This is a genomic window from Amycolatopsis nalaikhensis (assembly GCF_030264295.1).
In the GTDB taxonomy this organism is placed as follows: domain Bacteria; phylum Actinomycetota; class Actinomycetes; order Mycobacteriales; family Pseudonocardiaceae; genus Amycolatopsis; species Amycolatopsis nalaikhensis.
In genome coordinates, this window is record NZ_CP127173.1 from 7,078,720 (window position 1) to 7,091,610 (window position 12,891).

Annotated in this window: 11 protein-coding genes; 8 read left to right on the top strand and 3 right to left on the bottom strand. The window is 71.4% G+C overall.

Translation table 11 applies throughout. The features are described from left to right. The first annotated feature begins 115 nt into the window (after positions 1-115). The 7 genes from QP939_RS34740 to QP939_RS34770 are packed head-to-tail and all read left to right on the top strand — an operon-like array spanning position 116 to position 8,970. On the top strand, positions 116-649 hold the full coding sequence (locus QP939_RS34740; RefSeq protein WP_285450541.1) for a MaoC family dehydratase: 534 nt from the start codon (positions 116-118) through the stop codon (positions 647-649). Then, complete coding sequence (locus QP939_RS34745; RefSeq protein WP_285450542.1) at positions 646-1,854, top strand: CaiB/BaiF CoA transferase family protein; 1,209 nt, start codon at positions 646-648, stop codon at positions 1,852-1,854. The genes QP939_RS34740 and QP939_RS34745 overlap by 4 nt, the downstream gene beginning before the upstream one ends. Further along, entirely contained in the window at positions 1,854-3,020 is a 1,167-nt protein-coding gene (locus QP939_RS34750) for an acyl-CoA dehydrogenase family protein (protein WP_285450543.1), read from the top strand. Before QP939_RS34745 ends, QP939_RS34750 begins: the two co-directional genes overlap by 1 nt. Then, positions 3,017-3,826, top strand: coding sequence for an HpcH/HpaI aldolase/citrate lyase family protein (locus tag QP939_RS34755; RefSeq protein WP_285450544.1), 810 nt, complete (start codon positions 3,017-3,019; stop codon positions 3,824-3,826). The genes QP939_RS34750 and QP939_RS34755 overlap by 4 nt, the downstream gene beginning before the upstream one ends. After that, positions 3,823-5,928, top strand: a complete 2,106-nt coding sequence (locus QP939_RS34760) for a hydantoinase/oxoprolinase family protein (protein WP_285450545.1) — start codon at positions 3,823-3,825, stop codon at positions 5,926-5,928. Before QP939_RS34755 ends, QP939_RS34760 begins: the two co-directional genes overlap by 4 nt. Continuing rightward, positions 5,925-7,736 (top strand): hydantoinase B/oxoprolinase family protein, encoded by a 1,812-nt coding sequence (locus tag QP939_RS34765; protein ID WP_285450546.1) that lies wholly within the window; start codon positions 5,925-5,927, stop codon positions 7,734-7,736. The genes QP939_RS34760 and QP939_RS34765 overlap by 4 nt, the downstream gene beginning before the upstream one ends. A 10-nt stretch (positions 7,737-7,746) precedes the next feature. After that, positions 7,747-8,970 carry an amidase gene (locus QP939_RS34770; protein ID WP_285450547.1) on the top strand — a complete coding sequence of 408 codons (1,224 nt, stop codon included), beginning with the start codon at positions 7,747-7,749 and terminating at the stop codon, positions 8,968-8,970. A gap of 425 nt (positions 8,971-9,395) precedes the next feature. On the opposite strand, the gene QP939_RS34775 is transcribed toward QP939_RS34770, so the two are convergent. After that, entirely contained in the window at positions 9,396-9,833 is a 438-nt protein-coding gene (locus QP939_RS34775; protein WP_285450548.1) for a Rid family hydrolase, read from the bottom strand. Positions 9,834-9,984: 151 nt separating this feature from the next. Between QP939_RS34775 and QP939_RS34780 the strand changes: the two genes are divergently transcribed. Next, the gene (locus QP939_RS34780) at positions 9,985-10,914 is read left to right on the top strand and encodes a GlxA family transcriptional regulator (protein WP_285450549.1); all 930 of its coding nucleotides are present in this window, start codon (positions 9,985-9,987) and stop codon (positions 10,912-10,914) included. A 43-nt stretch (positions 10,915-10,957) separates the two neighbouring features. On the opposite strand, the gene QP939_RS34785 is transcribed toward QP939_RS34780, so the two are convergent. Together QP939_RS34785 and QP939_RS34790 are read right to left on the bottom strand one after the other, a co-directional pair. Beyond that, positions 10,958-11,341 carry a hypothetical protein gene (locus tag QP939_RS34785; RefSeq protein ID WP_285450550.1) on the bottom strand — a complete coding sequence of 128 codons (384 nt, stop codon included), beginning with the start codon at positions 11,339-11,341 and terminating at the stop codon, positions 10,958-10,960. Positions 11,342-11,441: 100 nt separating this feature from the next. Continuing rightward, positions 11,442-12,884 carry an MFS transporter gene (locus tag QP939_RS34790; RefSeq protein ID WP_285450551.1) on the bottom strand — a complete coding sequence of 481 codons (1,443 nt, stop codon included), beginning with the start codon at positions 12,882-12,884 and terminating at the stop codon, positions 11,442-11,444. Positions 12,885-12,891 lie beyond the last annotated feature (7 nt).

The following is a 12,891-nucleotide window of genomic DNA, read 5'->3' on the forward strand; positions in this document are numbered from 1 at the left end:
CGTGGGCCACCATTTCGGTAGGCAACTCCGAACGAAAAACGTCTGACATATTGCGCGGGCGGCGTTCGGTGCGCATACTCAGCCGCACGAGCCCGGAACGCACGAGGAGGTGGCCGTGGCTGTGCACGAGAGCCGGCTGGGACGGTTCTACGAAGAGTTCACCGTCGGGGACGTCTACCGGCACCCGCTGGGACGCACGATCAGCGAAGCCGACAACACGTGGTTCACGCTGCTGACGATGAACACCCACCCGGCGCACTTCGACGCGCACTACGCGGGGAAGACGCCGTTCGGCAGGATCCTGGTCAACTCCGGGCTCACCATCGCGATGCTGCTGGGCCAGAGCGTCTCCGACATCAGCCAGCGGGCCGTCGCGAACCTCGCCATGACCAACATCCGGCTGACGCACCCGGTGTTCGTCGGCGACACGCTCTACGGCGAGTCGATCTGCACCGCCAAGCGCGAGTCGAAGTCCAAGCCGTACGCGGGGCTGGTCGAGGTGCACACGCGCGGCCTGAACGCCGACGGCGACGTCTGCCTCTCGTTCGACCGGACCGTCCTGGTGTTCAAGCAGTCGGCGGCCGGCGACATCGACTCGTTCCCGGCGGCCAAGCCCGGCCCGCTGACCCTGGCGGAGGTGCGCGCGTGAACCTCCCGTTGCAGGACCTGAGGATCCTTTCCCTGGAGCAGTACGGCGCCGGCCCGTTCGGCTCGGTCCACCTGGCCGACCTCGGCGCCGAGATCATCAAGATCGAGGACCCGCGCTTCGGCGGCGACGTCGGCAGGCACACGCCCCCGTACGCCGAGGACGGCGACTCGCTGTTCTTCGAGGCGTTCAACCGCAACAAGCGCTCGATCGTCCTCGACCTGGGCAACCCGCAGGGGCGGGCGGTGTTCGAACGCCTGGTCAAGGTGAGCGACGCGGTTTACTCGAACCTGCGCGGCGACGTCCCGGCGAAGATGCGCATCCGCTACGACGACCTCAAGCACCTCAACCCGAAGATCGTCTGCTGCTCGCTGTCGGGCTACGGCATGACCGGCCCGCGCAGCAAGCAGCCCGGCTACGACTACATGCTGCAGGGCCTGGCCGGCTGGATGGCCGTGACCGGCGAGCCCGACGGCCCGCCCACGAAGTCCGGTCTGTCCATGGTGGACTACTCCGGCGGCATCGTCGCGGCGTTGTCGATGGTGTCGGCGATCCACGCGGCCCGCCGCGACGGCGTCGGCATGGACTGCGACGTCAGCCTGTACGACACGGCCATCGGGATGCTCACCTACCTGGCGACCTGGCACCTGAACGAGGGCTTCGAGCCGCGGCGCACTCACCACTCCGCGCATCCCAGCCTGGTGCCGTTCCAGAACTTCCCGACCGCGGACTCGTGGGTCGTGATCGGCTGCGCCAAGCAGAAGTTCTGGGAGCGGTTCGTCGGCGTGCTCGGTTCGCCCGCGTGGGCTCTCGAGGAACGCTTCGCGATCCCGGCGTCCCGCTACGAGCACTCGGCCGAGTGCGTGAAGCTCATCGAAGACGAGCTGGCGCGCAAGACGACCGCCGAGTGGCTGCCGCTGCTCGAAGCGGCCGGCGTGCCGTGCGCGCCGATCAACACCATCCCGCAGGCCCTGCGCGAGGAGCACACCCTCGCCCGCGGCCTGATCGTGGAGACCGAACACCCGCGGTTCGGGACCGTCCGGCAGGTCGCGTCCCCGGTCCGCGCCGGGACGCCGCGCGCCGAGCACGTCCGGGCGCCGCGGATGGGCGAACACACCGAAACCCTCCTGGCCGAGCTGCTCGGCACCGGGACCGACGAGTTCGCCGAACTCACGCGCGCGGGCGCGTTCGGCGTCGAGGAGCAGTGATGGACTTCCGCCTCACCGACGACCAGGAGCAGTTCCGCTCGATGCTGCGGACCTTCGTCGACAAGGAAATCGTGCCCGTCGCCCGCGAGTGGGAGCAGGCCGGCCGGTATCCGGCCGAGATCGTCGAGCAGATGAAGCAGCTCGGCCTGTTCGGGCTCATGATCCCCGAGGAGTACGGGGGCGCGGCGGCCGACTTCACCTCGTTCACGCTGATGTTCGAGGAGATCGCGCGCGGCTGGATGGGCGTCGCCGGCATCCTCGGCAGCCACTCTCTGTCCTGCTGGATGATCGCGCGGCACGGCACCGAGGAGCAGAAGCGGCAGTACCTGCCCGGCCTGGCCACCGGCAAGCGGCGCACCGGCATCGCGCTCACCGAGCCCGACGCGGGCACCGACCTGCAGGGCATCCGGACCACCGCGGTCCGCGACGGCGACGAATACGTCGTCAACGGCGCGAAGATGTGGATCACCAACGCCCGCTACGCCGACCCGTTGCCGGTCCTGGTGAAGACCGACCGCACCGCGACGCCCGCGCACAAGGGCATGAGCGTCCTGCTGATCGACGCCCAGTCGCCCGGCTTCCGCGTCACCAAGGACATCCCGAAGCTCGGCTACAAGGGCACCGAGTCCTGCGAGGTCGTGTTCGAGGACGTGCGCGTGCCGGTGGCGAACCTGCTCGGCGGCACCGAGGGCCGCGGCATGCAGCAGGTGCTCTCCGCGCTGGAGGTCGGCCGGCTCAACATCGCCGGCCGCAGCCTCGGCATCGCCCAGCGCGCCTACGACGAAGCGCTGGCCTACTCGCGCGAACGGCAGGCGTTCGGCCAGCCCATCGCGGACTTCCAGGCCATCCAGATCCGCCTGGCCGAGACCGCGACTCAGCTGCAGGCCGCCCGCCTGATGACGTACTGGTCGGCCACCGCGCTCGACCGCGGCGAGCGCTCGGACCTGCAGACCGGCATGGCGAAGCTGTTCTCCTCGGAGGTGGCGTTGCAGGCCGCGCAGGAGTCGATGCGCATCCACGGCGGCTACGGCTACTCGGCGGAGTTCGAGATCGAGCGGCTCTACCGCGACTCGATCCTGATGACCATCGGCGAGGGCACGAGCGACATCATGCGCACGGTCATCGCCAAGTCGCTGGTGGCGGGCAAGGGAAAGGTCGGCTGGTGATCCCGCGCAGCTGGCTGTTCTGTCCCGGTGACCGGCCCGGCCGGCTGGCCAAGGCCGTCGCCGCGGCGGACGTCGCGGTCGCCGACCTCGAGGACGCCGTCGCCCCGGACCGCAAGGACGCCGCCCGGAGCGCGGTCGTCCGGGCGCTGCAGACCGACCCCGATGCGGCCGCGCGGACCTGGGTGCGGGTCGACCACGACCCGGCTGACCTGGACGCGCTCGCCGGGGTGGACTTCGGCGGGATCGTGGTGCCGAAGGCGGAGCCCGGGATCGTCGAGCGGGTCGCCGCCGCGACCGCCGTGCCGCTGGTCGCGCTGATCGAGACCGCGGCCGGGCTGTGGGCGGCGCGCGAGCTGGCGGCGCACCCGCGGGTGCGGACCTTGGCACTCGGCGAGTACGACCTGGCCGTCGAGCTGGGCACCTGCCCGCCGGACGTGGACGGCGCGCCGCTGGCGTGGGCGCGGTCCCGCGTCGTCGCGGCCGCCACGGCGGAGGGCTGCCCGCCGCCCCCCGCCGCGGTTTCCACCGCGCTGCGCGACGAACCCTGGTTCCGCGCGGACACGCGACAGCTGGGGCGCTTCGGCTTCTTCGGCCGGATGTGCATCCACCCGGCGCAGGTTTCCGCGGTGCACGAGGTGCTGCGGCCGTCCGACGACGAAGTCGAACGGGCACTGGAGATCGTCCGGGCCGCCGAGGGAGCGAGCGACGCCGTCCTCGTGGTGGACGGGAAGATGATCGACCCGCCGGTCGTGGCGCACGCCCGCCGGGTCGCCGACTTGGCAGGGCCGGAAAGGACCGCACGATGAAACGCATCGGAGTCGACGTCGGGGGCACGTTCACCGACATCATGTACTGGGACGAGGACGGCGGCCTCGCCGTCCACAAGGTCCCGTCCACTCCGCACGACCCGTCCCAGGCCACAGTGGACGGCGTGCGGCAGCTGGCCGACAAGGTCGGGATCTCGGTCGCCGACCTCGGGCAGTTCCTGCACGGCACCACCGTCGCGACCAACATCGTGCTGGAGCACAACGGCGCCGACGTCGGCCTGATCACCACCGAGGGCTTCCGCGACATCCTGCACATCGCGCGCAAGAAGCGGCCCTACAACTACTCCTCCTACCAGGACCTGCCGTGGCAGAAGTGGCAGCTGGTGCGCCGCCGCAACCGCCGCGTCGTGCCCGAGCGGATCAACGCGGCCGGCGAGGTCCTCGTCCCGCTCGACGAAGAAGCCGTGCGCGAGCAGGTCCGCGTGCTGAGGGAAAACGGCGTCGCGGCCATCGCCGTCTGCTTCCTGCACGCCTACCGGAACCCGGCGCACGAGCAGGCCGTGAAGCGGATCATCGAGCAGGAGTACCCCGGGGTGTTCATCTCGCTCTCCAGCGAGGTCGCCCCCCAGTACCGCGAGTACGAGCGCTTCTCGACCACCGCGCTCAACGCGTTCGTCGGGCCGAAGGTGGCCCGCTACATCGACAACCTCGCGAACACCACCCGCGAGGCGGGCGTGCGCGGCGACATCCGGCTGATGACCTCCGCCGGCGGTCTCATCACGTCCCAGCACGCCGTCGACAACCCGGTCCTGCTGCTCACCAGCGGTGTGGTGGCCGGGTTGCTCGGCGGGTGCGCCATCGGCCGGGCGTCCGGCCACCCGAGCGTGATCACCCTCGACGTCGGCGGCACGTCGGCCGACATCGGCGTCGCGCCCGACGGCAAGCTGCGGATGAAGCACCTGCTCGACACGCGCATCGGCGACTACCACGCGATGGTGCCGATGGCCGAGGTCGACACGATCGGCGCGGGCGGCGGCTCGGTCGCGTTCGTCGACGAGGGCGGCATGTTCCGCGTCGGCCCGCGCAGTGCCGGCGCCACGCCCGGCCCGGCCTGCTACAACCGCGGCGGCACCGAACCCACCAGCACCGACGCGATGGTGGTGCTGGGCTGGCTGCAGGCCGACAGCTTCCTGTCCGGCTCGATGCGGGTCGAGCCGCAGCTGGCGGAGAAGGCGATCGAGGAGCACATCGCGAACAAGCTCGGCACCACGATCGAGCACGCCGCGGTCGGCATCTTCCAGATCCTCGCGCACGCCATGACCGAGGCGATCAGCCTGCACTCGGTCCGCAAGGGCTACGACCCGCGCGACTTCTCGCTGGTCGCCGAGGGCGGCGCCGGGCCGCTGTACGCGTGGCACATCGCGCAGCAGCTGGACATCCCGCGCGTCATCGTGCCGCACCACCCCGGCATCGCCTCGGCGATGGGCCTGCTGGCCACCGACATCCGCGTCGAGCAGCCCTCCACCGTGTGGACGTCGCTGGCCGACCCGGACCTCGACGGCGTGCGCGACGCGTTCGCGCGGCTGGAAGCCCAGGTGACCGAGCAGCTCACCGGCGACGGCCTCGCGCCGGAGGACTTCGTCATCGAGCGCAGCCTGGACTGCCGCTACATCGGCCAGGGCTACGAGCTGCGCGTCCCGGCCCCGGCCGGCGACATCGACGACGCCTGGGTCGCGCAGGCGTCGGAGGCGTTCCACCAGGTGCACGAACGCACCTACCTGCAGCGCTTCGACGACAAGCCGGTGCACCTGGTCAACGTCCGGGTCACCGGGATCGGCAAGGTGGGGCACGTCCCGCTCGCCGAGATCGAGGCCGGTGGCGAGGACGCCGCCGCCGCCGTCAAGGGCACCCGTGAGGCCGTCTTCTGGGCCGACGGCAGCAAGCCCGCCACGTTCCCCACCACCGTCTACGACCGCGCCCTGCTCAAGGCGGGCAACGTGCTCACCGGGCCCGCGATCGTCGAGCAGTTCGACTCCACCACCGTCATCGGGCCGGGCCAGCGCGCCACGATCGACCGGGTGGGCCACATCATCATCGAGACGGCCGCGGTGGCCGTCGACGCCGAAGGAGGCCAGCGGTGACCGCTCTCGATCCCGCCGGGGTTTCGCTCGCCGGGGCGCGCCCGGACGACTTCAGCCCGGTCGACGTCGACCCGATCACGTTGCGCGTCATCGGCGGCGCGCTGAACTCGATCGCCAAGGAAATGGCCCAGATCCTCTACCGGATGGCCTACTCCAGCCTGATCCGGGAGTCCGAGGACCTCGGCGCGGGCCTGTTCGACGTCAACGGCCGCGAGCTGTGCGAGTCGGACTCCACCCCGATGCACTGCGGGTCGATCCCGGCCTACATCCGGGGCATCAACCGCAAGCTCGCCGGCACGTACCAGCCGGGTGACGTCATCCTGCACAACCACCCGTACCACGGCGCCGCGCACTCGCCGGACTACGGGATCATGATCCCGATCTTCTTCGGCGGCAGGCACATCGGCTTCGCCGGCTGCACCGGGCACGTGTCCGACATCGGCGGCAACTTCCCCGGCCTGTGCATGGACGTCGTCGACGTCTGGGCCGAGGGCAAGCTGATGGACGCGGTCAAGATCTACGACGGCGGCGTCCGCAACACCGCGCTCATCCAGCACATCCTCGACAACGTCCGCACGCCGGAGCAGAACGCGGGCGACCTCGAAGCGCTGATCGCGTGCTCGCGGCTGGGGGAGAAGCGGTTCCTGGAGCTGCTCGACCGCTACGGCTACGACACGGTGATGTCCGCCGCCGACAAGTGGATGGACTACTCCGAGGACATGCTGCGCCGCCGGATCACCGACATCCCGGACGGCGTCTACGAGGCGCCGGTGTCCTATCTGGACGACGACGGGAAGAACCGGGACGTGCCGCTGAAGGTGTCGGTGCGGGTCCGCGTCGAAGGCTCCGACATCGTCGTGGACCTCACCGGCTCGCACGGCCAGGTGCCGACGGCGTTCAACGTCCCGTTCGAGGGCTCGGTGCTGCCGACCGTCGCCTCGGCGGTGCGCACGCTGCTGCTCGACGAGGCGCTGACCGAGGAGTTCGTGCCGCAGAACGACGGCTGCTTCCGCCCGGCCAAGGCGTTCGCGCCGGAGGGCACGATCTTCAACCCGGACTTCCCGGCGTCCTGCTTCGCGCGGTTCTCCCAGATCAACCGGATCTTCGACTCGATCAACCTGGCGCTGTCGGACGTCCTCCCGGAACGAGCGGTGGCCGGATCGTCGGCCGCGCTGTGCGCGATCGCCTACTCGGGCCTGGCCGAGGACGGCCAGTCGTACTGGGTCTACATCGAGATCAACGAGGGCTCCTACGGCGCGCGCAACGGCAAGGACGGCCTCGACTGCGTCGACTCGCTGATGGCCAACACGCGCAACAACCCGATCGAAGAGCTGGAACTGAACCACGCGATGATCGCCGAGCGCTACGAGCTGCGCGACGAGCCGCCCGCGCCCGGCCGCTACCGCGGCGGGATCGGCAGCGTGCGGAAGTGGAAGATGCTGACCGACACGTTCATCGGCTCCGAGGCGGACAACCGCACCGACCCGCCGAAGGGTCTCGCGGGCGGACACGACGGGCTCGCGGGCTCGTTCACCCGCAACGCCGGCACCGAGCGCGACGAGCCGCTGTATTCGAAGGTGACGCAGGAGAAGTGCGCGGCGGGCGACACGCTGGAGATCAAGCTCCCGTCCGGCGGCGGCTACGGCAACCCGTTCGAGCGGGACGCCGCACAGGTGCTCGACGACGTCCTCGACGACTACCTGTCCGCGTCCGACGCGCGCGAGCACTACGGAGTGGTGCTCACCGGGGCCGGCACGGCCCTGGCGGTCGACGAAACCGAGACCGCGCGACTGCGGGCGGCGGTCTGACGTGGACCCGGTGCGCTCGCTCGTCGAAGCCCAGCTGGCCGTGGCCCGGGACCGCAATCCCGAGCTGCGGGCGCTGATCCGCACGCTGCCGCCGGCGGCCCCGGCCGAGGGGCCGCTGCACGGGCTCACGGTCAGCGTCAAGGACAACATCGACGTGGCGGGCGTGCCGACCACCGCGGGTTCGGCGCACCTCGGCACCGAACCCGCGGCCGTCGACGCCGAGGTCGTCCGGCGGCTGCGCGAGGCGGGCGCGATCATCACGTCGAAGGCCAACCTGGCCGAGTTCGCGATGGGCGTGGTCGGCCGCAACGCGGCGTTCGGCGACGTCCGCAACGCCCGCGATCCGCAGCGCATTTCCGGTGGTTCGAGCAGCGGTTCGGCGGTCGCGGTGGCGAGCGGGATGTCGACGGCGGCGCTGGGCACGGACACGGGTGGCTCGGGCCGGGTCCCGGCGTCGGTCAACGGCATCGTCGGCCTGCGCCCGACGCTGGGCCGCGTGTCGAACGAGGGAGTGCTCCCGGTCGGCGAGTCGTTCGACACGGTGACCCCGCTGACAAGGGACGTTCCCACGGCGGCGGCGATGCTCGCGGTGCTGTCGTCGGCCGGTCCGCCGGTGGACGCGCTGCCGGACCCGTCCGTTGCCGCGCTGCGGTTCGGCGTCGCGACGGGCTTCTTCCGCGCGCGCGTGGACCCCGGCGTGCGGCGAGTGGTCGACGACGTCGTGGCGGCGTTGCGCACGGCGGGTGCGGAGATCCTCGACGTCGAGGTGCCGGGCGCGGCGGAGGCCCAGGACCGCATGATCGAGATCATGTACCCGGAGGCGGCGGCCGTCCACGCCTGCCGGTTGCGCGAAGAGCCGGGCACGATCGACCCGGACGTGCTGCGGCGCTTGCGGATCGGCCAGTCGATCACCCCGGAGACCGCGGCGCGGGCGAGGGAGTGGCAGCGGGAGTTCCGCCACCGGGTGGACGAACTGTTCGAGGACTGCGACGTCGTCGTGATGCCGACGATCCCGGTGGACGTACCCCGCCGCGACGCGGTCGACCTGGCGGCATCGACGAGGGAGATCGCCCGGTTCTGCTACGTGTGGTCGTGCTACGGAGGCCCGTCGATCAGCCTCCCGGGCGGCGACCACCCGGGCTCGGGAATGCCGGTGGGTGTCCAGCTGTCGGCGGCCCCGTGGCAGGAGAACCGCCTGCTGCGAGCGGCGGCCGGCCTCGAAGCGCTGGTGTGACCCCCTGACAGAGCATCGCGACGAGTCCCGGTTCGCCGCCACCAGCCGCCGATCCGCGAGCTCCTTGGCCGGGTCGGCGAGGTGCCGGACGGGGAAGTGTGGGTGCACCGCGCGGCGGGGTACCGCGCCTCGATCGCGGCCTCGGTCCTCGCCGCGGCCGACCGGCAGGTCGTCGAGTTCGGCCGGGCCGCCCGCGCCGGGCTGCCTTGGCGTTCGGCCTGGTCATCGGCGCCCTGCTGGGCACGCCGGACGCGGTCTGGCGCGAAGCGGCGCTCGCCCCGGTGCCGACGAAGCTGGTCTGGTACGCGGCCGACCGGGGCTCGGTACCGGCTTCCCCGGTGGTGCGCGCGGCCGTTCCCGAGGTCGTCCGCGCGGTGCGGGGCAAGCCTGGCCTTCGCGGTGAGGGCCGAGTCCGCGAAATCCGGTCAGACCCGGGCGATCAGCTTGATCTCGATGAGCTGCTCGGGGAACGCGAGCCGCGGCGTCGCGAGCATCGTGCTGGCTACCTGCGGGTCCTCCCGGCCGTACGCCGCCTTGCGGACGGTGCCCGCCACGGCGAAGGCCGCGTCCACGTCGAGCACGTAGAGCACCTCTTCGACCACGTCGTCGAGTGTCGCTCCGTAGCGTCCCAGCAGCTCGGCCGCGTTCTCGTACGTCCGGCGCATCTGCGCTTCCATCGCGGAGAAGTCCTCGACCGTGCCGTCGCTGCCCACCGGCGCCGGTGCGACGAGCTGGTCTCCGTCGTGGGACAGCTGGCCCGACACGTAGATGGTGTCTCCGTGCTTCACCGCCTGCGCGTACCCGTAGATGCCTTCCCACGGGACCCCGAAGTGCTCGGCGGTCCGCTCCGCTGGCTTGCTCATGGATGGGTTCAGCCTTCCTGCCGCTCGATCATCGTGACCACGCCGAACGCTACGAGCGGCCCTCGCCCGTCACCAGCGGCACCGGTGCCAGGTTGAGCAAGGATCGTGCCAGCGCCGGGTAGCCTGAAAACCCGATTCCGAGGGAGGCCCCATGGCTCAGCTGAGTGTGGCGCTCGTCGCGGTGCCCCGCGTCATCGGGCTCGACTTCAGCATTCCCGCGCACATCCTCGGCGGGCATCCCGGCTATCGCGTGCTCGTGTGTGGTGACGAGCGCGGTACCGGGCCGGGCATCGCTCCGGATCATCCGCTGACCTCGATCGGCGAGTCGGACATCGTCGTCGTGCCGGGCTACGAAGAACCGGCCGCGCCGCTGCCCGAGGAGTATCTGGCTCCGCTGCGTGAAGCCGCCGACCACGGCGCGCGGCTGGTCGCGATCTGCACCGGCGCGTTCGCCCTCGCCCAGGCCGGGATTCTCGACGGTCGCGAGGCCACGACCCACTGGCGGTTCGTGCGCTCCCTGCGTGAGACGTACCCCCAGGTGCGGGTGCTGGAAAACCGGCTGTTCGTGGAAGACGGGAAGATCCTCACCTCCGCCGGCGCCGGCGCGGGCATCGACGCGTGCTTGCACCTCATCCGCACCGACTTCGGCGAGGCCGCCGCGCACGAGGCGGGCAAGGAGGTCGTCGTCGCCCCCGCCCGCGACGGGTTCCAGCCGCAGTACGTCGATGTCCTCGCCGCCCCGCGCGCGAGCCTTTCGGCCACCCGCGGCTGGGTGATGGAACACCTCGGTGAGCCGATCACGGTGCAGCACATGGCAGACCACGCCCACCTCTCGCGCCGCACGTTCATCCGGCGGTTCGAACGCGAAACCGGCGTGTCGCCGATGCGCTGGGTCGCGAACCACCGCGTCCTGGGCGCGCGCCGGCTGCTGGAGACGTCCGACTGGGCCGTCGAACGCATCGCGGCCGCCACCGGATTCGGCACGGCGGCGAACTTCCGCGCGGTCTTCCGCCGCGAAGTCGGCACGACGCCGACGGAGTACCGCCGCCTGCACGCGGGCGCCCGCGAACTCACGTCCTGAGCGGGCGGCCGCGACCTGGCTCAGCGGACCGCGCCGGTGGCCGTCACCCAGGACGTGATCGAGTCCCTTGACGATCAGCGCGGCGATCTCGCGCTCCCGTGCGGTCAGCGGCGACTCCGGCACCCGCGGCTCCCGGGACGCCGCCGGGCGGGCGGCGCCGCACCACCAGGTCCAGTCCGAGCCGCACCGCGTCCGGCAGTGCCACGTCGGCGTGGTCCTTCCAGGTCGCCGCCGCGCCGAGTGCGGCCGTCACCTCCTCCGCGTGCCGCCGCCCTCGCGCGCGGTCGAGTTCCAGTGCGGCCCGGCTGCGCTCCTCGGCGGTGGCGTGCTCCCCGAGGATCGCCGAGAGCGGTTGCTCGACCTCGACGGCGACCAGCTGGCCGGGATTGCGCGCCAGTTTCTCGTGCCCACAGAACTTCATCCGCACGCGACCAGCTGGCTGCTCATCGAGGCCGATGGCGGGGCTATGCCGAACGCCGGGCTCTCGCGGTCGTCTCCCGCAAGCGTTCCGCGGGAGGTGCTGACGATCACGGGACTTCCTTCCGAGCAGGGTGGGTGCGAGGGGGCTCCCGGAGCAGCGGCACCAAGGCGGCTGTGACCAGGCTGACGACGGCCAGAACGTAGAAGGCGACCCGGTAACCGTCCACCACGGCGGCGTTCCCACCGCTGCCGATGTGGTCGGTGACGGTGGTGGCCACCGTGACCAGTACGGCCAGGCCGAGCGCGGCACCGAGCTGTCGGCACATGGTGATCAGACCGGAGGCGATGCCCGCGTCGCGCGGGTCGATTCCGCTCGTGGCCGCGACGATCGCCGGCATCATCGTGAGGCTGGTTCCCGCGCCCACCAGCACCGTGGGCAGCAGGACGTGGGTTACGTAGCCGTCGTGCGCGGGCAGCTGCCCCAGCCAGGCCAGCCCCAGTGCGGCGCCGATGGCGCCGATCACCAGCAGGCGCCGCGCGCCGATGGTGGGGATCAACCGTTGGGAGAGCAGCACTCCCACGCTGATCACGGCGACCATGGGCAGCAGGGAGAGTCCGGTGCGCAGCGCACTTTGTCCCTCGACCTGCTGCAGGTAAAGGGAAAGGAAGAACAGCGGTGCGGTGAGCACGACACCCAGGCACAGGGTGAGGATGTTGCCCATCCGCACGGTGGCGCTGGAGAAGATCCCCAAGGGGATGAGCGGCTCGGCGCCGCGACGCTCGATGGCCGCGAACGCCGCGAGCAGCACGACGCCGGCGATCAGCGCGACGACCACCCGTGGTGCTCCCCAGCCGGCGTCAGGTACCGCCGAGACCCCGTAGACGATCGCCGCGGCCGACAGCGTCACGGTGATCGCGCCCGGCACGTCGACGCTCGACCGCCGGTGGGCGGTCACCGTCGGCGCCAGGCAGGTCAGGCCCGCGACCAGCAGGCCGACGCCGATCGGGACGTTGACCAGCATCACCCAGCGCCAGCTCACCGACGTAAGCAGGCCGCCCGCCACGATGCCGGCGGCTCCGGCGCTGGACGCGGCTACGCCCCACCACGTCATCGCGCGTCTGCGCCGGGACGGGTCGGAGTGGCCGGCGGTGATCAGGCTCAGGCTGGACGGTGCCAACGCCGCCGCGCCCGCGCCCTGCACGGCTCGTGCGGCCAGCAGCATCCAGCCGTCTTGGGCCAGCCCGCCGGCCAGCGACGCCGCCGAGAAGACGGCCAAGCCGATCAGGAAGACGCGCCGCCGTCCGAACAGGTCGCCGGCGCGCGAGGCGCACAGCAGGAGGCCGCCGAACGTGACCAGGTAGCCGTTGACCACCCACTGCTGGGCCCCCGTCGACAAGCCCAGGCCCGACTTCATGGACGGCAGGGCCACGTTCACAATGCTGGAATCCAGCACCACCATGAACTGCGCCACGCAGGCCACGGCCACGACGGCCGCGAGGGCGACGCCGCGTTTGGCCACGCCGTTCGAGGGATCCGCCGGTGCGGACACGGCCGGG